The sequence below is a fragment of the Sporosarcina soli genome, from assembly GCF_042655805.1.
In the GTDB taxonomy this organism is placed as follows: Bacteria; Bacillota; Bacilli; order Bacillales_A; family Planococcaceae; genus Sporosarcina; species Sporosarcina soli.
The window spans coordinates 1,270,875-1,291,228 of sequence record NZ_JBHSNO010000005.1 but is presented as its reverse complement, the minus strand read 5'-3'; the positions used below and the strand labels follow the sequence as shown (position 1 = coordinate 1,291,228).

Genomic DNA, 20,354 nt, shown 5'->3' with positions numbered 1-20,354 from the left:
ATACCCACTAACCTATTCGTCTATGCAAAATACATAGAAATGAGGAAAACGCTGTGGGAACAAAAAATGTGAAGCAAGGACGCAATGTTCGTAAACGGATCCTTTTTGTGATTCTTATTGTGTTCATACTGCTCTATATCGGCGTTATGCTTTGGCATACATACAAACCATTGCCCGATGGGATCTCTTATGCCGGGGATATCCATTGGACAAATGATGTTGAACTGTTCACCGATCTGACCTATGCACAGGATCAGGAGGGGGAGGGCGTGGTCCATGAATTAACGATTTTTGATGAAGTGAATGCCATGATTGACCGTGCCGAACAATTTATCGTTCTCGATTTCTTTCTGTTCGATCATTATTATGATGAAAACCTTGATTTTCCTGACATCGTCGAAACGATGACTGCGAAACTTATAAAGAAAAAAGAGGATAATCCTGAGATGCCTATCATCTTTATCACAGATCCATTGAATAAAGGATATGGTTCCTACGAAACAAAGTGGTTCGGTATGTTGGAAGATGCGGGCATCGAAGTCGTTTACACGGATTTGGATCCCCTCCGTGATTCAACGCCTATCTATTCAGGTTTGTACCGGACTGTATTTCAATGGATGCATATTGAGAATAAAGGCTGGATTGCCAACGCGATGTCCAGTAAAGCGCCAAAGATGACACTTGCTTCTTACATGGCGTTGTTGAACGTCAAAGCGAATCATCGGAAAACGGTGATTACCGATCAGGAAGGGCTTGTCACATCATCGAATCCGCATAATGCCAGTGGCTTTCATGGCAATGTTGCATTGAAGGTGAAAGGTTCCATTTTGAACGATATGTTGGAGGCGGAAGAGGCGATTGTCCGTTATACGAACGGAGGGAAGCTGCCGCGAGTGAACGTTCCGGAACAGAGTGGCGGGGAATATGCAGTGCAATATTTAACGGAGAAAAAGATACTCCATGCCATGCTTGGGGACATTGCAAGAGCACAACAAGGAGACAACATTCGAATAGGGATGTTTTTCATCGCAAAACGTGATGTCATCCATGCGTTGATCGATGCTACCAACAGGGGAGTGGACGTCACCCTGATTCTCGATCCCAATGAAAACTCATTCGGCCGTGAAAAATCCGGATTGCCGAACAGGCCTGTCGTTCAGGAAATGTTGGAAAAAACAGATGGGAAAATCAACGTCAAATGGTATAACACGGTTATCGGGCAGTATCATACGAAACTGGTAGTGGTGCAGACCCATGACGGGACCTATATTTCGAACGGGTCCGCGAACCTGACGGAAAGAACGCTGGATGATTACAATCTGGAGGCAAATTTGCGCGTCATCGCCTCCAACAACAGCAAGCTGGTCAAGGATATCGATGCGTATTTTAATAGACTATTGGATAATGAAGATGCCCTTTATACACTACCTGTTGAAACTTATCAGGATACATTCACTTCTATCCAACATGGGATTTATACACTACAGAAACTCCTTAAACTGACGACTTATTGATGAGGATAGTGGAAATTGTCGAACAGAAAACGGGAGTTACAGCTGAGGATTTGTGGAATAGGTTCGCCTTTGTGTAGTTTGGGGAATATTATGCTCGGTTGGAGTGTGGTATGTGCGTTTGTCTTGGTTAATGCTCCGTTTAAATGGGGTATGCTCGCTTGGAACGAAGGTATGCGTGTTTCAGGTAAGTTTATGTGCACTTCACCCTCCATCTTGTAAAGCCCGCTTGGCCAATGGCTATGCGGGCTATTGGCCAATTGTCGGCCTGCTGCAGTAGTACGTGCCTAGCATCGATTCTTTATTCGAAATCAGCTAGTTGCTTATTCAGATGCGCGAGTTTTTCTTCCATTGCGGCAAGGCGGATCTCCGCTTTTTTGACAAAGCTATTATTGCCTGTCGATTCAAGTTTTTCGATATCGCCTTGCAGATTGATATAATCCATTTTCAGCTCGGCGATGGCTGACTCCACTTGACGTTTTTCCATAAGGGACACCTCGACTTTTCCCCTAGTGTAGCATATTCGAAGTTTCTTTTCCTGTCCGATTTTTTAAATGACCGCGTTTCGGATATTCCACAAAATAACGGATTGCTTCGCATACGGCATCTTTGCCATCGCCCAGTCCAAGGGCAGTTTGACGTGCAATCGCTTTTTTGCGGAGCGGCTCATGCAGCAAGGGTTCCATGATGGCGTTCAGTAGACTGGATTGTTTTACTTTGCGTCCAAGGCCTAGATGGATAAACCCGTGCTGCTCTTTTGGAAATGCAAGTTCGGCCTCGAAGTCATTTTGTGCCAACACGACGCATGGAATGCCCATCACTGCCACTTCATAAGGCATATAACCGGATGCGCAAAGAATGACATCAGCTGATGCACATACTTCTGCAAAATTATGCGGATACTCCAAGATGAAAGTGTTTCTTCTTCCGAGAGCCATCATGCGCAATGTACTAATATCATGTGCATAATTTTCGCCAAGGAGGACCGTCACTTTCAACGGGATTTGGAGCTGCAACATATGTCGCAAAGCACGGTATGATAAATTCCCGGCATCTTCATCCCCGAATGAAATGACTAAATGGGGAAGGGGATTTTGTTCTTGTTTCCGTAAACCGATCTGTTTATAGCCCAGAATCTTCTCATCGGCAATAAAACTATCCAGTCCGACGACGTAATGTTCAGGCACGGGATCATTCGTTTCCGTATAAAGTGTTTGGAACACAAGGTCTGCACTTTTTCCGCCATCTCCAAAATCATCGAAATGGATGATGGATGGGACGATTCCCCGTATTTTTTCCACATCTTCCTCCACTGTAGAACCGCTATCGCGGATGAGCAGGTCAGGCTTGATGTCAGTTAAGATGCGTAGTAAGGAATGGCTGTTGCCAACTTCGATCTCTTTATAACCAGCGGGTGTCGGAGGGGATTCCTCTCCGCGTAAAAATAGGATGTCCATTTCTGTAGTCAAAGTCTGTGCAATCATCGCAGCTCTACGTGCCGGGTATGTCCCTTTTCCGTCCGAGCGGGAAATATAGATGGCGATTTTTTTCTTTTCATGTCCGACGATAGTAATCACCCTTTCTTGCAACATTAAGTCCTTCATCTCTACCACCCTATGTGATAGAAAAGGTGAATATGCGGAAATCCCCCGATTGAAACGAGTCTAACTGCCCTTTACGATTGAATCGGGAAAAAGGGGGATGATTGATCGGCAGGAAGTGTAATTGGTATCTTGTAAAAAAGTGCAATGTACACTTGAAGCAAAACGACATATTCTAAGAACGTCCGTCGCTGGGGGTAAAATTTCAGCCGACTCAAAATAGTTGATGGGTTCCAGTGGTTTAGATCAAACATTATGGTAAACTGGCAGTATTTCATATTTGGAAATGGAGTGATTCCATTGTTCGATTCGTTATTATTTGACCTGATGCTTGTTGTGCTAATTGGCGTATTATCGCAATGGGTAGCATGGCGTTTCCGAATGCCGGCGATTGTAGTGATGTCAATAGCGGGGCTTCTAGTCGGTCCCATTTTCGGGCTCATCAATCCGCAAGAGACGATGGGGGAACTGTTTGGACCGATCATTACGTTTGCGGTGGCGATAATTTTGTTCGAAGGCAGCTTGAATCTGGATTTTAAAGAAATTCGCGGGTTCAGTAAGCCGGTTGCGCGAATTGTCACGGTTGGTGCATTTATTGCATGGATTGCGGGATCGCTGGCGGCGCATTATTTGGCGGGGCTATCGTGGGCGGTCGCTTTCGTCATCGGCGGCTTGTTCATCGTGACAGGACCGACCGTCATTTTACCGCTTCTTCGACAGGCGAAGCTGAAACCGCGGCCTGCGGCAATTTTGAAATGGGAAGGGATTGTTGTCGATCCTTTTGGTGCATTGCTGGCCGTCTTTGCATTCGAATTCATCAAGTTTTTAGATCGTGAAGTGACGTTGACTTCACTGCTGCTATTTTTTGCGGCTTCCGCGTTTGCCGCATTCATCGGCTGGGGAGCCGCCCGGGTGATGGGCAATGCGTTTGAACGTGGCACCTTACCTGAATTTCTGAAAGCACCCATTCTTTTCGCAGTCGTCATTTTTACATTCGTTTTTGCGGATGAAATCATGCATGAGACGGGGTTGCTTGCGGTGACGGCTATGGGGATAACGATGGCGAATATGCGGTTGACAACATTGCAGGACATTCGTCATTTTAAAGAAAATATTTCGGTGCTTCTCATATCGGGCATCTTTGTTATGCTGACAGCTTCACTTGATCCTCGGACGCTCATTGAAATTTTCAATCCGAACATTATTGCCTATGTTGCTGCAATGCTGTTTATTGTCCGGCCTTTATCGATTTGGCTTTCGACAATCGGGACCGAATTGAATGTCCGGGAGAAACTATTGATCGGCTGGATTGCACCACGGGGCATTGTAGCACTAACGGTTTCAGGATATTTTGCCTCGATCTTATTGGAAAATGGCTATGCGGATGCCGCGTTGCTGACAGCTTTGACGTTTGCACTTGTCCTGTCGACGGTTGTCCTTCATGGATTTTCAATTAGCTTTCTAGCCAAGAAATTAAACCTAACAACGACTGATGAATCGGGCGTATTGATCGTTGGTGGAAGCAGGTTTGCTGCAGCACTTGCCCAATCGGTTAAAGATACGGGAAATGAAGTACTGATTGTTGACCGTTCATGGGCTAATTTGACGTATGCACGTCAATTGGGTATGCCGATTTACATTGGTGATATCCTTTCCGAGCAGACGGAATATCATCTTGACTTAACGCCGTACCGGTATATGTTAGCGATGACGAAGGCAGATATGTACAATGCCCATGTTTGTGCGGATTTCACGCCAGATCTAGGACGTGATCATTTGTATCAAACGGCATTTCACGTTGGGAAAGACGTCCAAACGTTTACCATCATGGGTGGGCAGACAATATTTACACCGGATGTCTCCATCTACGAGTTGGAAGATCGGATGAGCGCAGGGCATGTCATCCGAAAAACGATGATCACGAAACAGTATAGTTACACGCAATATTTGCGCGAGCGGGATGATAAATCTATTCTTCTTTATATTTTCCGCATAGATGGAACGATTGAATTCTTTACACCTGAAGTGGAACTACAAGCATTTGCAGGAGATGCGGTCATTTCACTGACGTCTCCCGAAAAAATAATCGAGCGGGTGAAAGAGCGTTTGGAAGAAGCAGTCCCTTATGAAAAAATCGAAGAGCTTTTCATTGGGGATGATAAAGCGGAGAAGACGGTGATTCCGGGGGATGCCCCTCTCTCTTCGCAATGACTTGATGGCAGGGCGCCGGGACTCCCAGAATTCTGTGTGAGTGCTTGGCGCCCTGTTTTGGTTTTGATCCGAAGGTTCCAGAATGCAACCAATGCGACGCGGAGTACAAGCAAATCGGGCAGGAAGCAGACCGATACAGAAAGTCACTGTTTTTTCGTTGTTCAGCGAGATCTATTCGCTTGGCATGCATCACGATCGATTCTCCCTTATAATCAATAGAAGAAGAAAGGGGATCTTTTTATGTCCAAATCATTAGTATTAGCTGAAAAGCCGTCCGTGGCACGCGATATTGCGCGGGTGCTCGGCTGTAATAAAAAAGGGAACGGATTTCTTGAGGGAACAAATTATATCGTCACGTGGGCACTCGGCCACCTTGTGACACATGCGGATCCAGAAGGGTACGGCAATGAATACAAAGAGTGGAAGCTCGAACATTTACCGATCATTCCGGAGCCCTTCAAACTTGTGCCGATCCGTCAGACATCGAAACAATACAACGCAGTGAAAGCGCAATTGAAACGTAATGATGTGAAGGATGTCATCATCGCGACGGATGCGGGGCGTGAAGGGGAACTTGTGGCACGCTGGATTTTGGAAATGGCTAAAGTCCGCAAACCTGTCAAACGTTTGTGGATTTCATCTGTTACCGACAAAGCGATTAAGGACGGTTTCAAGAACTTGAAAGACGGCCGTGCTTACGAGCATCTTTATGAGGCGGCGGTCGCTCGTGCGGAAGCGGACTGGGTTGTCGGCATTAATGCGACACGTGCATTGACGGTGAAATACAATGCGCAATTGTCAACGGGGCGCGTGCAGACGCCGACATTGGCGATGATTGCGGAACGGGAAAGACAGATCCGTGAGTTTAGGCCGAAATCATATTATGGTTTGCAGGCTTTGACGGAGTCCGCGAAGTTCACTTGGCATGACAAGGCAGGACAGACGCAGTCATTCGATAAAGAAGCTGTCGAGTCATTGCTTGGCAAGCTCGATGGGGTTCATTCCGGAAAAGTGACGGATGTGAAAACGGCACCGAAATCGCAGCCGGCACCACCTCTTTTCGACTTGACGGAGCTGCAAAAAGAAGCGCATCGCCGCTGGTCATGGTCCGCAAAAGAGACGCTATCTACGCTCCAAAATCTATATGAGCGCCATAAAGCAGTGACGTATCCACGTACCGATTCCAAGCATTTGACGTCCGATATGGCGAATACGTTGAAAGAGCGTATTAAAGCGGTGGATATCGGTCCATACCGCAAATCGGTCAACACACTACTGCGTTCGAACAACGTTAAACCGCAGAAAGGCGTCATTGATGATAGACGTGTGTCTGATCACCATGCCATCATCCCGACAGAAGAAACACCATTGCTTCAAAATCTATCGGACAAAGAGCAGCGTTTATATGATTTGATCGTTAAACGTTTCCTTGCCGTTTTCTTCGGTCCGTTCCGCTATGACCAAGTGACGGCGGAACTGGCGGTCGGTGACGAACTGTTCAAAGCGAAAGGTCGTACGATCACCGATGAAGGATGGAAAAAGGTTTATTCGACTGACGAGGAAGAGGTCGATACGGATACACTTCCTCCATTCAAAAAAGGCGATGACGTGAACATTCGTGCTATTGTCATGACAGATGGCCAAACGAAGCCACCTGCCCGCTTCAATGAAGGAACATTGCTCGCAGCGATGGAAAATCCTGTGCAGTTCATGCAAGGGGAATCGAAAGATCTGATCAAGACGATCGGTGAAACGGGTGGACTTGGAACCGTGGCAACCCGTGCAGATGTCATTGAAAGACTGTTTAATTCATTCGTTGTAGAGAAAAAAGGCAACGACATTTATACGACGTCGAAAGGGCGCCAACTACTCGAACTCGTTCCGGAAGATTTGAAATCACCGGCACTCACGGCGGAATGGGAACAAGGCCTGACGAAAATCGCCAAGGGACAAATGAAAAAAGCGGCTTTCATGAAAGACATGATCGACTTTTCCAAACGGACCGTTACGGAAATCAAAACAGACGACAAGAAGTTCAAGCATGATAATGTAACAGGAAAAACCTGCCCGGATTGCGGGAAATTGCTGCTCGAAGTGAATGGCAAACGCGGCAAGATGCTTGTTTGCCAAGACCGTGAATGCGGCCACCGGAAAAACGTCTCGACATTGACGAATGCTAGATGCCCGGTTTGTAAGAAAAAATTGGAACTGCGTGGAGAAGGCGACGGTCGGATTTTCGTCTGTAAATGTGGTCACCGTGAGAAGTTGTCTGCATTTGAAAAGCGCAGAGCACAATCTGGTGGGAAAAAAGCGGACAAGCGCGACGTCCAGAAGTATATGAAGAAACAGGAAGAGCCAGTTAACACAGCGATGGCCGATGCGTTGAAGAAGTTGTTTGATAAATAAATGCATCTGAATAGAAGATAAAAAAGCCCAATCCCTCGGTACTTTTTAGTGAGGGATTGGGCTTTTGATCTTTAACAATCGTGCCCAATTGCTTAATAGGATAGTTTGACTAAAAGTAGCGACGGACTTTTTTACTGTATAGTTTATATTCCTCACCGTAAATTTTCATCAACGATTGTTCCTCAAGCAGTACTTGGCGATTGAAAAGCCAATAACCTACAATCAAATATAATAGTAAAATCCAATTTGAGTATATGAGAAATTCTCCTAATAAAACCAGTCCAAAGGCCGTATATATTGGATTTCGACTTATGGCAAAGGCGCCAGTCGTAATTAAAGGGCCTGGATTGTCTTCATCAATTCCTACTCTGAAGCTTTTTCCGAACGAAATTAAGCTATAAAGAAATAGAAAAAGACCCAGTAAGCATAAGACCACGCCGATCCAACCAACGAACTCATTCCTAAATAATTCCGTTCCCAATCGCGGTAAGTTAAATGTGTTGGAAAAAATTACATAAAATAATAGCAAAGCAAATGGCGGTATAATGAAATCCTTTTTGTCCATTTCACCAAATTTAAATGCTTGAATGCCCAGTTTTTTTAACTGTATTGAACGAATGATTACCAATATGATTAACAAAACAATAGTAATAACAGTAATATATCCTTTCATTCATCCAACCACCTTTTAATCATTACTTATTTCTATTCCCTCGATTAAAATCCATTTGTTTGAAAACGCTTGACGGACCTCTTCCCATCTCATTTCAATCACTTCCGAGTTACTGTGGACATACTTTAAAGCTCTTTGAATGTATTTTGTACCTGAACAAGGACGTATTTTTTAGTCCGCATCTGGGTCGCGGCAATTAATCTTTTACCCTCTTTTTCAAAGAACAGACCAGAACCTTCTTTCTCCTTAAATTCCCAACCATTTGAACCAATCATTTGTTTAACTTGCTTCAGCAGAAGCCCCCCACTTCTATAGGTGGTGGGATGAATGCTAGAAATGCATTCCATTCAGTGGGGGTTCAAACCCCGGCTGAATAGAGGAACTCAGGCTAAGATTGCCGCGTCCTGAATGAAAGTGCCTTAATTTCTGCAAAAAACCGCAGAAATACGGCAAATCAAACCCTTCGCTGTTTGATTGGCAACGCCTGAGTGACCAACATCCTGTTGGCCCAAGCCTCCGGCGGATGTCACGGATTTTGAAAGGAGTTAATTGAGCAAGCTTAATTCAAAATTTGGACGCAATAACGCCGAGGCGTTATTGATTATTCTCATCGACTTCACTTTGACTTCTTGTGATATACCAAGTGTAATCATCGTTTGTTGCAACCTCAACTATCCTTTCATCGGAACTTTTTAGTTTTTCAAGTGCTTCTTTTGCCGAAAGATGATCTATCGGTAGGGGAGGATAGTATGATTTATTAAAAAACATAAACACTGCTACTATAACTACTATGCCTAAGATAATTCCAACCTGTTTCATGTAATGTCCTTCGATCGTTCATTTTACTCCTCAGGAAAAATCTGACCCGTTTCTAGAAGACTGATTTTATTGAAAAGCGGTCAAGTTTGTATAACAAGCATAACATTTACGATTCCAAAAACTAGTTTTTTAATGGCAGTGACGTGGTACCCTAGTATGTTATACTGGTTACTAACTACATAACATTGAAAAAAGAATAATTGAGAAATAGGTTTTTGGACGTTTGAAAATAACTGTTCAGAACGAAGAGGGAAGTTGGTGCAAGTCCAACACGATCCCGTCACTGTAAGCGTTGAAGCGACTAAGGCTAAATCCACTGTGTGTTGAGCATGGGAAGGAGTTAGTTGGCTGATGAGACGTAAGTCAGGAGACCTGCCTATTTTGATTTTTAAGCTTCCTCGAGGAGGGAATGTTTAAAGTGTGGACATGGGATGCCAGGCACCCTGGTGAACGCTTTTTAAACGCGCCTTCTTTTAAGAAGAGCGCTTTTTTTGATGTAAAAAAAAGGAGAGATTGAATTGAAAGAGTACTTTCAAAGATACGGATTATTCAGCTTCGTTTTAGTCTTCATGTTGGCAATTCTGACGGCATGCGGTACGGATAAGGGATCGAATGATGCAACGGAAGATGTGTCGGATGCAGGAGCAGCGGATGTCAGTGAAGAAGTCGCTCAAGCGTTTCCGGTAACAATTACGGATGATGCGGGGCGGGAAGTGACCATTGAAAGCGAACCAGAAACGATTATATCCCTCCAGGCGAGTAACACGGAAATCCTGTATGCACTTGGCGTAGGCGACCGCATGATCGGTGTATCCGATTACGATAATTATCCGGCGGAAGCGCTTGAAGTACAAAAAGTCGGCGGACAGGATATGGATGCGGAGCTGATTTTATCGCTCTTGCCGGATATCATCTTTGCTACGTCTTACCATTACAATACGCACGGGGATATTTTAAAACAGTTTGAAGAGGCGGGAATTACAGTCGTCGTGACAGGGAGTGCATCTTCTTTTGACGATGCTTACCAAACGATGAGCATGATCGGGAAGGCAACGGGAACTGCTGAAAAAGCGGACGAAATCATTACCGATATGAAAGAGCGACGCGCAGCGATTGAAGAAAAGGCAAAAGCCATTACCGATAAAAAGAAAGTATGGGTGGAAGTGTCCCCTGCGCCGGATATTTTCACAACCGGGCAAAATACGTTTATGCATGAAATGTTGGAAACGATCAACGCCACCAATGCCGCAGAAGATCAAGATGGTTGGGTGAAGTTGACGGAAGAGGAAATCGTCCAATTGAATCCGGACGTCATCATTACGACATACGGTTATTATATCGACAATCCAGCCGATCAAGTTTTGGCACGTGAAGGCTGGGCGGAAGTGACAGCGGTAAAAGAAGGACAAGTATTCGATGTGGATAGTGACACGGTCACTCGTCCTGGACCTCGTTTGATCCAAGGAGTGGAAACACTTGCAAAAATTATCTATCCGGAAGTTTTTGGGGAATAAAATAACTTGGCTTTACTTACTTAGTATCGGATTGGTGCTCGGTGCGCTGCTGCTCGGATTATTCGTCAGCAGCGTTCAGTTTCCGATCATGACTATATTACATATTGTGTTGGACAAGTCACTCGGATTCGGTTGGCTTGAAAACATTCCGCGGAATGAAGAGTTGATCATATGGAATATCCGACTCCCTCGAGTTTTACTCGCACTTTGTGTCGGTGCTTCGCTATCGCTTGCGGGCGCCGCATTTCAAGGGCTGTTACGGAATCCGTTAGCGGACCCTTATACGATCGGTGTGTCGTCAGGTGCCGCATTGGGTGCCGTGTTTGTCATCTTTTTTCAATTTACCATCATTGGACTTGGCAGTTTTACATTGCCAATTGTCGCCATTATTAGTGGATTTATCACCTTAGGCATTGTGTTTGGCTTAGTCCGTTTGAGCAGTAGAAGTTTGGCGATTGAAACGATCATTTTGGCAGGGATTATCGTCGGTGCATTTATCGGTGCCATTACATCGCTTCTGATTTCGCTCGGAGATCGGGATGCCATGACGCAAATCATGTACTGGTTATATGGCAGTGTCGGGATGAGGGGATGGAGTCATGTGCAGCTCGTCATTCCATTTATCATCGTCGGTGCGATTATTCTACTGATGCATTATCGGGAATTAAATGCGCTTGCACTTGGAGAGGAAGCGGCCGACCATATCGGCGTCAACGTGAAAAGAGGGAAAATCATGGTGCTGCTCGGCGCCTCTTTATTGACGGGGGCGGCTGTAGCCGTTTCCGGTTCGATCGGATTTGTTGGGCTTGTTATTCCACATCTCGTCCGTTTGCTGACCGGACCGAATCATCGGCATCTACTTCCATTATCAATGCTGTTCGGCGGTTCGTTTTTGATTTTGGCCGACTTGCTGGCCCGGACGATCATTGCCCCGAAGGAATTGCCGATTGGTGTCATCACGGCTTTGATCGGCGCACCGGTTTTTGCCATTCTACTGGTCAGGGAACGAATCGGGAGAGGTGAGCGCGGATGATTAAAGTGGAGCGACTGGCGGGGGGCTACGGGAAAAAGCCGATTGTCCATGACATCGATCTGGAAATTGAAAAAGGGGAGTTTTTTGCCTTACTTGGACCAAATGGAAGTGGCAAAACAACGCTTTTCAAATTAATCACTGGACAATTGCCAATCCTCTCCGGAGACATTTTTATCACCGGTAAAGCGGTATCCAAATTGACGAAGTTGGAAAAAGCGAAAAAAGTAGCTGTTCTTTCCCAGGAAGTGCAAATGACATTCGATTATACCGTTGAAGAGATCGTCAGCCTTGGACGCTATCCCCACCAAAAAGGGATGTTCAAGATACTAACCTCGTACGATCGTGAAGTGATCGATTCGATGATGAAGATTACCAATGTGGAACGCTATCGTAAAACGAACTTCCGTCTGTTGAGTGGAGGAGAAAAACAACGCGTCTTATTGGCGAAAGCATTGGCGCAAGAGCCGGAGATTTTATTGCTGGATGAACCGACCAATCACTTGGACATTAAACATACCTTCCATATGCTCGATTTGTTAAAAGAGTGGCAACAGACGAAAGGGCTGACAATTTTCGCCATTTTGCATGACTTGAACGTCGCCTCCCTTTATGCGGATCGCATCGCTTTATTGCATGAAGGTTCTTTTTTGGAAGTCGGGGACGTCAATACGTTACGGAAAGAGCGGCAATTGAAAAAGGTCTATGAAGTGGAAGTGCGAGCGCAAGCACATCCGTTCGTGCCCAAGCCGCAACTTCATCTGACGCCGACGCATTCCTATGAACCCGAGGGGGCGCCGTTAGCGGAATGTTTCCAAGTGGAACGCTCTGAAGAGGCCATCCATCTGCATTTTCATCAGCCGTTACGGACGTTATCCAATGCTACGGTAGGGGAAGGAGTCCAGTGGTTACAGCATTTTTGCCTGTTGAAGGAGCGGGTTCATTCCAGGCAGTCGTTGCTAGAAGGGCTTGAGGAATATGGAATTCCCCCTGAACAAGCGGCTGCCATCGGGTTTAATGGCAATCTACAGCATGTGGTCATCAGCGAAAGGTCGTTCCTGGACAGCGAGCTGTTGGTTGTCGCTGCGATAGAAGCGGCTGATCATGTGGGTGCCATTCATCTGTTGTTGGTTGTCAATGGTCATTTGGAGGATAAAGCGCTGTTCGACGGGTATATGGCTGCGACTGAAGCGAAAGTGAAAGCTTGTCAGCGATTCCAGTCGGGGGCGGTGCAATCAGCAAAAGACGTGTTGCTCGTTGCGGGGACACAAGTGGAGAGTCATTGGCTACACTCGGAAAATGCAATGGCATTCCGGGAAGGGATCGAACAGGCTGTTTTTTCGGTGTTAGAAGAGGCGTTTGAGAAAATAGGGGGGAGCGCTGATGACTGAACGTAGAATCGTGATAGCAGGGACAGGCAGTGGAGTTGGGAAGACGACGTTGACGATCGGCTTGATGGCCGCATTGAAGAAAATGGGGCTTGTTGTCCAAGGGTTCAAATGTGGACCGGACTATATCGATCCGACGTATCATACGGCGGTGACAAAACGGGTATCGCGGAATTTGGATAGTTGGATGCTCGGCAAAGAGACGGTTCTTGACATCTTCAATCATGGCAGCAAGGGTGCGGATATTTCGGTCATGGAAGGCGTGATGGGTTTCTATGATGGGAGAAATCCGTTGTCGGATGAAGGAAGTACAGCGGAAATTAGCGTGCTGACGAAAAGTCCCGTGCTGCTCGTCGTCAATTGCGCAAGCATGGCGAGAAGTGCGGCGGCTGTTGTGAAAGGGTTTCAAACGCTTTCGGACGAGCCGCAAATTGCCGGCGTCCTCGCCAATCAAGTCGGAAGCGAACACCATTTTAATCTAGTAAAGGCCGCTATTGAACAGCAATGCGGCATTCCGGTGATCGGCTATTTGAAAAGGGAGCAGGACATTGAAATTCCCGAGAGAAGTCTCGGACTTATTCCGTCGATTGAAAGAGGGGAGCTTGATCCGTTTTTCGACCGGCTTGGCGAACTCGTAACGGAAACGATTGATATGGACAAGTTATTGGAGATTTCGGTGGCGCCCACTTTGCCGGCATCCTCAGGTGATTCATTGTTTGGGAAGCCGAAAAGTCCAATTGTACGAATAGCGGTTGCGAAAGACGCTGCCTTCAATTCGTATTACGAGGAGAATTTGGAGATTTTACAGTCGTATGGAGCCGAACTCGTTTACTTTTCGCCTTTGACTGATCAAGCATTGCCGGAAAATGTGGATGGCTTGTATGTGGGCGGTAGTTTGCCGGAAGAGTTTGCGCAGCAAGTTTCCCAAAACGAATCAATGAAGCGTTCCATCCGCCAAGCGATTGAACGGGGGCTCCCGACATTTGCGGAAGGCGGTGGGTTCGTCTATTTGACGCACTCGCTCAGTTTGACCGGTGGAGAATCGTTCGAAATGGTCGGATTGATTCCTGGAAATGTGAAAATGCATCCGAAGTTGCAAGCGATCGGATACCGGGAGATTAAAGGCTGCTCCGTAAATTTCCTGCTCAGCGAACAACAACAGGCAAAAGGGCATGAATTTCACTATGCCACATTCCATACGGAAGAACCGATCCAGCATGCTTATGAAACATCAGGCATGCGGGGGACCAAAACAGACGGCTATGCGAATAAAAACGTCGTAGCGGGCTTCACTAGATTTCATTTTGCAACCTGTCTGGACATGGTACAAAGATGGATCCAAGCATGTCAGCACGATCAAAATAGAAAAGGGGATGATCGAAATGAGTGAAAACAAAAAAGAAAGACGAGGCCTAACGCTTGTCTATACAGGGCATGGCAAAGGGAAAACGACCGCAGCATTGGGAATTGCCCTTCGCAGTATCGGTAGAGGATACAAAGTGAAAATCTTGCAGTTTATCAAATCACCGCAACGGTCTTATGGCGAGCAAATCGCATTGGAAAAACTCGGTGTGGAAATGGTGCAGCTCGGCATCGGCTTTACTTGGTTGAAAACGCCTGAAGAGCATCGCGAAGCGCTGAAAAAAGCATGGCCACAAGCAAGAGATGCCGTCATGAGCGGGAAGTACGATGTCGTCATTTGGGATGAATTGAACAATGCATTGGCCATCGATAAGTTCCCAATCAATGACGTCCTTCCTCTGGAGGAAGTGTTGGAAACGATTCGAAATAGACCTGCCCATGTGCACCTTGTGATCACGGGAAGAGATGCACAACCGGAGATCAAAGAAATCGCCGATCTTGTCTCGGTGATCGAGGCGGAAAAGCATTATTATGAAGATGGGGTAGAAGCGGTTAAGGGGTTGGAATTTTGATTGTACCCTGCCCAACCTGTCAGTGCGTAAATTGAATTAGTAAGTATGATTATGCTACAATCAACATAGAATAAGATAAGCTGAACGTCTGCAAACGTCCAGCTGATCACAGTCACATACCGCATGAAGAGCGGTTGACCCATTGTACAGAAGTGTTGAAAAAGAAAAACCACCCTGCTTACTTGGTCGTTAGCGGAGGGTGGTTATTTCTTTTGATTGGTGATAACAATTGCAACTACAATGGCTACAACTGCTGTTAAAGTTGTAGCAAGGAATATACCAAATTGAAATAGCATATTCATAGCTTCAAAAGTTACCAACATCTCTAACACGGGCCCACACGATGTGGGTCATGCAGACGTTGCCAATCGAACAGCGAAGGGTTTGATTTGCCGTATTTCTGCGATCTTTGCGGAAATTAAGGCGCTTTCCTTTTAGGACGCGGCGGTTTTAGTCTGCCTTTCCTTTGAAAAAGGGAGTGCCAACCGTCCATCCGCTTTATGCAATTGCACTTTTAGTTTAATAACCATTTATTGTGAATTGATATACGCTAAAGACGAACCACGAAGAAAGAAGGGCATGTGCTACTAAGTTCAGTATGATTGAAGATTTTTTGTAGAGCTTTTTTTTCAAATAAATGAAAACGAAAAGTAAGAACAGCAATTGTATCAATAACATGGGGATACTAATCACAAGAAAAAGCATAAATTCCTCAGCTTCGGTTAACATATACCCTTTACTCTCGTCCAACCTACTTAGCGCAACCACAATTTCAGCAATTTTAGTAGAAACCCATATAAAACAGAGGTTTATTCCGAAAAATAGAAACCCTGTTATCTTGTGAAATCGATTCAAAGCAGCACCTCCCTAGCAACAGTCCATCACTCATTCTGAGATCCTTTCCATTTTACTCTTCTTGTACAAAACTGCACCGATTATTCAACACTAAATCTATTTTTGAAACCAACAATAACAAGTGATAGTAGAGATTAGATGCTACTAAGCAGCATATTGAAAAGGGAATCACATCGGATAGGTTGGCATTTTGATTAAGTATAATTAGAAGAAGAGCACCAACGAGTGTACCCGCTAATGAATATAAACCTAACCCGAAAAAATAACGTTTCCATTTCGAAGTTCTGTGAAATTTTGCAACTAACTTGTCAATAAAGATTGAAAGGGGGAATCCCGCCAATAAATAAACAGGTCCGGCATAAAGAATGACAAAAACAAACGTTTCGGAAAATCCGAAGTAATAAACATTAGGTTCTCGCTGGGAACTGGGAACAAAGAAAAACCAAGAAAAAATTATTGCAAATAAAATAACAGATAGTACTGCTGTTAAGAGCCTTTTCCTCATCTCATACCTCCATAAATAATTCAGGAACCAAAATGACAATCCCTTCCTTTTTAAGCAATCCTTGAATGTTCACACTTCTCTTATGTGTAACGATGGATAAACGAATAGGTTCCCGAACTTTGATCCATTACGCTTCCGTATAATGGATTTAAAACTAGTTATGGGTTGATATAATCCTTTACAAGGTTTAACATTTTATGTAATACGCTAAAAAACAATAAAAGAAGGTCTTTGTGTGTTAGAAAAACTAAATAGTTTTCTCCAAAGATACATTGCTATCTTGACCCCGCTCACTGTGGTTTTAGGGGTTTTGTTAGAAAGTGTAGGGCATAATTTATTATTTCTTGTCACATGGCTTTTTGCCTTCATGACATTTGCAGGAAGCTTGTATATGAAATTTAAAGATGTGAAAATTTTTGTGAAGCATCCAGTATTCATTGTATTCACCATTGTTTTCCTTCACCTATTGATGCCTTTATGGGTTTATTTCTTATCGACTGTCATTTTCGATGACCACTTATTGACGGTCGGCTTTGTCGTATCTGTTGCGGTCCCTACAGGTGTATCCAGTGTGATTTGGATCAATATTTGCAGAGGAAATTTGCCGTTAGGCTTAGCGATTATTTTGATTAATACGCTACTTACTCCGTTTATCATACCTGCAATGCTCCATATCATTTCAGGTGAAAAAATCCATTTAGATGTGGCATCACTGATGCTTAACTTAATTTTGATGATTGTTTTGCCTACTATTTTAGGAATTTTAGTGAATGAACTTTCAAAAGGGGAGATACCAAAGAAATATGGAAAGAAACTTTCTCCGATTTCAAAGCTTTGTTTACTAACAGTCATTATGATTAACAGTAGTGCAATCGCTCCATATTTGAAAGATTTCAACTTACATCTAATTTCCGTTTTACTATTAGTGTTTTTCGTAGCTGTCTCGGGCTATGCTTTTGCTTTACTCATCGGTCGTTATATTTTAAAGGACTATCCTCAAATGATTACCTTAATATTTACTGGAGGCATGAGAAATATTGCACTCGGCGTCATTGTGGCAACGACCTATTTTCCGAGTAAAGTAGCCATGCCTGTTGTTTTCGGCATGTTATTTCAACAAGTGTTAGCTTCCGTGTTTAGCAAGATAGCTACAAAAAGTGCAGCCCCTCTAAATCATCCGCTGAGTTCATAAATTGTGGGACATCGTTGTTTTGGCGGTGTTCTCTTGTAGAAGGGTGATATTATGACAAGTGATAGAAAAACTCAGTTAGAGAAGTTGCTGAAAAAAAACAAAGTAAAACAAGCAAAGATACAGCTTGTGGACGATTTAAAGAATTACCACGACATAGATATTTCTGATAAAGAGTTTGTTGATTACCGAAAATCTGAAGAAGTGCATAAAAAAATTTATGACCGAATAAAAATGGATGAAATCAAATCTTTTGAGTTCTCTTATAACGAAGAAACCCTAAAATCAAAGATTGACTTTATTTTTGATTACTATAAGAAATACGAACAGGAAACCGTTCTGTTTTATCCTTCTACATTTGGTTTTTACTTTAGGAGTAGTAACCAACTTTATCTAGATTATCCAATAGCCCTGACACTACCATTATTAGAATGCAAAAATATTATTATGAAATTGATTTTAGAAATGCACGATGATTTGATTGTTGCTTCAGAAGAATTCAATTTCGGGTTTGTTTTGAGCGAGGACGAATATTCAGATGTAACAATCGAGTATTGGGGGAAATAAAATCTAAAAAGGACCATAAAAATAGGTCCTTTATTTTTATAAATAAAAATCAACAGTATTGTTTAACAGAGCCTAAAATTAAATAACTTCATTGTCATTTTACTGAAGGAACTGTTAACCATTCAATCCGCCTTACTCTTTGGGATGAAGAAACACTAGGATTTTACCATCCTGAGCGTCATTGGAATAGCGTTCAGCTTCATCATCTGGAACTCCGATTTCCATAAGAGCATGCTTTAATCCGCCAGCACCAGAGCTGGCCCCTAAGATTGCACCTCCAATTGTTGTAATAATGGGCCCCGCAGCCAACACAGCGCCAACTCCAGGAATCAATACAGTGGATAACCCTGCTATCACTCCCGCTAAACCGATTGCTCCTCCAGTTGCAGCTCCAGCAATGGCTCCATCCTTAGTGGAGGGTTTTACTTCCTGTGTGATTTCAGATAGTTCTTTTGTATTTTTAGCAATCACTGAAATTTCCTCAGTTGTATAGCCTTTTTCTTTTAAATCTTCCACAACTTCAGCCGCTTGTTGTTCATTTTCATATACGCCAATAACATGATTTTTCATTAAAAATAACCTCCCAACTAATATATCCTTTACCCGTTCTTTAGTTTTTCTAGACATATTTCGCTTTTTCTGCAAATAGATTTACTAGTGGAGAATAGTATTAGCTCGTAAATTGTTGGACACCGTTGTTTTGGCGGTGTTTTCTTTTTTTTTTCTGACCAACACATTCAATTCAATGAGGGGGGATGATACACTATTCTATAGCACAATTATTTTAAAAATTATGCGAAAGCGGGGAAATTTTATGCGTTTTGAAACGAAGGCTATTCATGTTGGGCGCCAGGTTGATAGTTTAACTGGTGCAGTGACTACGCCGATCCATCTCTCTACTACATACGAACGGGATATAGATGGAACTTATACAGATGGATTCCTGTATAGTCGTGGAGATAATCCTAATCGACGCGCGCTGGAGGAATGTCTTACATCGCTCGAGGAGGGGCACGATTGCGTCACATTCGCATCAGGGATGGCTGCAATCACATCATTAATTGAGGCATTGCCTTCCGATAAGCCACGTCGGATCATTATGCCGGACGATATGTATTTTGGTATTCGTTCTCTTATTTCTGAAACGGATATTGGTTCAAAGTTTGACTTTGTGATGGTTGATATGACAGACCTCCAGGAGGTTGAAGAAGCCATAAAAAGTGCACCCACCGGTATGGTTTGGATCGAGACGCCGTCTAATCCACTTGTGAAGGTCACTGATATTGAAGCTATTGCCAAGCTAGCACAGGAGGTTGGAGCTTACACCGTAGTTGATAATACGTGGCCAACTCCAGTTTTGCAGCTTCCCTTAACGCTTGGTATTGATTTTTCGCTTCATTCCGTGACGAAATATATAGGAGGCCATAGTGATTTAATGATCGGTGCTGTTATCGCTAAAGCAGATAGTCCGATGTTGACCAATCTACGTGCTTGGCAACATTCAAAAGGTGCTGTGCCTTCTCCTTTCGACTGTTGGCTTGCATTACGCGGCGTGCAATCATTAGCCGCGCGTATGAGGGTCCATTGTTCGAATGCGGCAGAAATTGCAGATTTTTTAGTGCAGCATCCGAATGTAGAAGCTGTTCATTACCCGGGACTTGCTAGTCATCCTGGACATCATATTGCAGCACGGCAGATGAGCTCGTTCGGTGGTATGCTGTCATTTCAGGTGAAAGGCGGAGAGCGTGAGGCGATGGCTGTTGCAGCAAAGCTACGGTTATTCATACGTGCTACAAGTTTAGGGGGTACCCACAGCTTAATCGAGCACCGTTCTTCAGTTGAAGGAAGCGATACGATGGCTCCAGCTAATCTATTACGGGTATCGGTTGGAATTGAAAATGTAGAGGATCTTAAAGAAGATTTGATACAAGCTCTTGAATAGTTCATACAAATTTCATTCAGACGTCAAAATATAAAATACTGGAAATCCATCGACGGATTTCCAGAGTTTTTTGTCGTTAAATTGCTTTTTAACTTGCTTCAACAGAAGTCCCTCACTTCTATAAGTGGTGGGATGAATGCTAGAAATGCATTCCATTCAGTGGGGGTTCAAACCCCGGCTGAATAGAAGAACTCAGGCTAAGGTCGCCG

Annotated in this window: 19 protein-coding genes and 1 riboswitch; of the genes, 11 read left to right on the top strand and 8 right to left on the bottom strand. The window is 44.1% G+C overall.

Translation table 11 applies throughout. The features are described 5' to 3' along the window. Positions 1–53 precede the first annotated feature (53 nt). Positions 54–1,514 carry a phospholipase D-like domain-containing protein gene (locus ACFPRA_RS10240; RefSeq protein WP_381433662.1) on the top strand — a complete coding sequence of 487 codons (1,461 nt, stop codon included), beginning with the start codon at positions 54–56 and terminating at the stop codon, positions 1,512–1,514. Positions 1,515–1,812: 298 nt separating this feature from the next. Here ACFPRA_RS10240 and ACFPRA_RS10235 read toward each other — a convergent pair whose 3' ends face one another. Then, positions 1,813–1,998, bottom strand: a complete 186-nt coding sequence (locus tag ACFPRA_RS10235) for an SE1832 family protein (RefSeq protein WP_381433659.1) — start codon at positions 1,996–1,998, stop codon at positions 1,813–1,815. A 22-nt stretch (positions 1,999–2,020) separates the two neighbouring features. After that, the gene (locus ACFPRA_RS10230; RefSeq protein ID WP_381433656.1) at positions 2,021–3,115 is read right to left on the bottom strand and encodes a hypothetical protein; all 1,095 of its coding nucleotides are present in this window, start codon (positions 3,113–3,115) and stop codon (positions 2,021–2,023) included. 297 nt (positions 3,116–3,412) lie between these two features. Between ACFPRA_RS10230 and ACFPRA_RS10225 the strand changes: the two genes are divergently transcribed. Beyond that, on the top strand, positions 3,413–5,323 hold the full coding sequence (locus tag ACFPRA_RS10225) for a cation:proton antiporter (RefSeq protein WP_381433653.1): 1,911 nt from the start codon (positions 3,413–3,415) through the stop codon (positions 5,321–5,323). Positions 5,324–5,563: 240 nt separating this feature from the next. After that, the gene (locus ACFPRA_RS10220) at positions 5,564–7,729 is read left to right on the top strand and encodes a DNA topoisomerase III (RefSeq protein WP_381433650.1); all 2,166 of its coding nucleotides are present in this window, start codon (positions 5,564–5,566) and stop codon (positions 7,727–7,729) included. Between the two features lie 109 nt (positions 7,730–7,838). Here the strand turns inward: ACFPRA_RS10220 and ACFPRA_RS10215 are convergent, their stop codons facing one another. The 3 genes from ACFPRA_RS10215 to ACFPRA_RS10205 all read right to left on the bottom strand — a co-directional run bounded on the left by ACFPRA_RS10215 (position 7,839) and on the right by ACFPRA_RS10205 (position 9,221). Next, positions 7,839–8,402, bottom strand: a complete 564-nt coding sequence (locus tag ACFPRA_RS10215; RefSeq protein ID WP_381433647.1) for a methyltransferase family protein — start codon at positions 8,400–8,402, stop codon at positions 7,839–7,841. A 125-nt stretch (positions 8,403–8,527) separates the two neighbouring features. Further along, positions 8,528–8,749: a hypothetical protein gene (locus ACFPRA_RS10210; RefSeq protein WP_381433644.1), complete on the bottom strand. Its 222-nt coding sequence runs from the start codon at positions 8,747–8,749 to the stop codon at positions 8,528–8,530. Positions 8,750–8,996: 247 nt separating this feature from the next. Then, complete coding sequence (locus ACFPRA_RS10205) at positions 8,997–9,221, bottom strand: hypothetical protein (RefSeq protein WP_381433641.1); 225 nt, start codon at positions 9,219–9,221, stop codon at positions 8,997–8,999. Between the two features lie 192 nt (positions 9,222–9,413). Beyond that, positions 9,414–9,615, top strand: a riboswitch (cobalamin riboswitch). 124 nt (positions 9,616–9,739) lie between these two features. Between ACFPRA_RS10205 and ACFPRA_RS10200 the strand changes: the two genes are divergently transcribed. From ACFPRA_RS10200 to ACFPRA_RS10180, 5 genes are read left to right on the top strand one after another with little or no spacing between them, the layout of a single operon-like run. After that, a complete protein-coding gene (locus ACFPRA_RS10200) occupies positions 9,740–10,735 on the top strand; it encodes an ABC transporter substrate-binding protein (RefSeq protein ID WP_381433638.1) in 996 nt (331 codons plus the stop codon). Further along, positions 10,698–11,768, top strand: a complete 1,071-nt coding sequence (locus ACFPRA_RS10195) for a FecCD family ABC transporter permease (RefSeq protein WP_381433635.1) — start codon at positions 10,698–10,700, stop codon at positions 11,766–11,768. Before ACFPRA_RS10200 ends, ACFPRA_RS10195 begins: the two co-directional genes overlap by 38 nt. Further along, entirely contained in the window at positions 11,765–13,156 is a 1,392-nt protein-coding gene (locus ACFPRA_RS10190) for an ABC transporter ATP-binding protein (RefSeq protein ID WP_381433633.1), read from the top strand. Before ACFPRA_RS10195 ends, ACFPRA_RS10190 begins: the two co-directional genes overlap by 4 nt. Beyond that, positions 13,149–14,543, top strand: coding sequence for a cobyrinate a,c-diamide synthase (locus ACFPRA_RS10185; protein WP_381433630.1), 1,395 nt, complete (start codon positions 13,149–13,151; stop codon positions 14,541–14,543). The genes ACFPRA_RS10190 and ACFPRA_RS10185 overlap by 8 nt, the downstream gene beginning before the upstream one ends. Further along, on the top strand, positions 14,536–15,087 hold the full coding sequence (locus tag ACFPRA_RS10180) for a cob(I)yrinic acid a,c-diamide adenosyltransferase (protein ID WP_381433627.1): 552 nt from the start codon (positions 14,536–14,538) through the stop codon (positions 15,085–15,087). Before ACFPRA_RS10185 ends, ACFPRA_RS10180 begins: the two co-directional genes overlap by 8 nt. Before the next feature lie 203 nt (positions 15,088–15,290). Here the strand turns inward: ACFPRA_RS10180 and ACFPRA_RS10175 are convergent, their stop codons facing one another. Beyond that, positions 15,291–15,410 (bottom strand): putative holin-like toxin, encoded by a 120-nt coding sequence (locus ACFPRA_RS10175; protein ID WP_255726633.1) that lies wholly within the window; start codon positions 15,408–15,410, stop codon positions 15,291–15,293. 584 nt (positions 15,411–15,994) lie between these two features. Further along, on the bottom strand, positions 15,995–16,447 hold the full coding sequence (locus tag ACFPRA_RS10170) for a hypothetical protein (RefSeq protein WP_381433624.1): 453 nt from the start codon (positions 16,445–16,447) through the stop codon (positions 15,995–15,997). A 235-nt stretch (positions 16,448–16,682) separates the two neighbouring features. On the opposite strand from ACFPRA_RS10170, the gene ACFPRA_RS10165 reads away from it, so the two are divergent. Continuing rightward, complete coding sequence (locus tag ACFPRA_RS10165; protein ID WP_381433621.1) at positions 16,683–17,639, top strand: bile acid:sodium symporter family protein; 957 nt, start codon at positions 16,683–16,685, stop codon at positions 17,637–17,639. A gap of 51 nt (positions 17,640–17,690) precedes the next feature. Beyond that, entirely contained in the window at positions 17,691–18,203 is a 513-nt protein-coding gene (locus ACFPRA_RS10160) for a hypothetical protein (RefSeq protein WP_381433618.1), read from the top strand. A 132-nt stretch (positions 18,204–18,335) separates the two neighbouring features. Here the strand turns inward: ACFPRA_RS10160 and ACFPRA_RS10155 are convergent, their stop codons facing one another. Then, positions 18,336–18,773 (bottom strand): general stress protein, encoded by a 438-nt coding sequence (locus tag ACFPRA_RS10155; RefSeq protein ID WP_381433615.1) that lies wholly within the window; start codon positions 18,771–18,773, stop codon positions 18,336–18,338. A gap of 223 nt (positions 18,774–18,996) precedes the next feature. Here ACFPRA_RS10155 and ACFPRA_RS10150 point away from each other — a divergent pair, with 223 nt between their 5' ends. After that, entirely contained in the window at positions 18,997–20,145 is a 1,149-nt protein-coding gene (locus ACFPRA_RS10150) for a trans-sulfuration enzyme family protein (protein WP_381433612.1), read from the top strand. The last annotated feature ends 209 nt before the right edge of the window (positions 20,146–20,354 follow it).

Coding starts and splice junctions, on each gene's coding strand:
- ACFPRA_RS10210 (WP_381433644.1), bottom strand. CDS start 8,749: ATGGAATGCATTTCTAGCATTCATCCCACCACCTATAGAAGTGGGGGG.
- ACFPRA_RS10175 (WP_255726633.1), bottom strand. CDS start 15,410: ATGTTGGTAACTTTTGAAGCTATGAATATGCTATTTCAATTTGGTATA.
- ACFPRA_RS10190 (WP_381433633.1), top strand. CDS start 11,765: ATGATTAAAGTGGAGCGACTGGCGGGGGGCTACGGGAAAAAGCCGATT.
- ACFPRA_RS10235 (WP_381433659.1), bottom strand. CDS start 1,998: ATGGAAAAACGTCAAGTGGAGTCAGCCATCGCCGAGCTGAAAATGGAT.
- ACFPRA_RS10215 (WP_381433647.1), bottom strand. CDS start 8,402: ATGAAAGGATATATTACTGTTATTACTATTGTTTTGTTAATCATATTG.
- ACFPRA_RS10170 (WP_381433624.1), bottom strand. CDS start 16,447: ATGAGGAAAAGGCTCTTAACAGCAGTACTATCTGTTATTTTATTTGCA.
- ACFPRA_RS10220 (WP_381433650.1), top strand. CDS start 5,564: ATGTCCAAATCATTAGTATTAGCTGAAAAGCCGTCCGTGGCACGCGAT.
- ACFPRA_RS10205 (WP_381433641.1), bottom strand. CDS start 9,221: ATGAAACAGGTTGGAATTATCTTAGGCATAGTAGTTATAGTAGCAGTG.
- ACFPRA_RS10185 (WP_381433630.1), top strand. CDS start 13,149: ATGACTGAACGTAGAATCGTGATAGCAGGGACAGGCAGTGGAGTTGGG.
- ACFPRA_RS10180 (WP_381433627.1), top strand. CDS start 14,536: ATGAGTGAAAACAAAAAAGAAAGACGAGGCCTAACGCTTGTCTATACA.
- ACFPRA_RS10155 (WP_381433615.1), bottom strand. CDS start 18,773: ATGAAAAATCATGTTATTGGCGTATATGAAAATGAACAACAAGCGGCT.
- ACFPRA_RS10230 (WP_381433656.1), bottom strand. CDS start 3,115: ATGAAGGACTTAATGTTGCAAGAAAGGGTGATTACTATCGTCGGACAT.
- ACFPRA_RS10160 (WP_381433618.1), top strand. CDS start 17,691: ATGACAAGTGATAGAAAAACTCAGTTAGAGAAGTTGCTGAAAAAAAAC.
- ACFPRA_RS10150 (WP_381433612.1), top strand. CDS start 18,997: ATGCGAAAGCGGGGAAATTTTATGCGTTTTGAAACGAAGGCTATTCAT.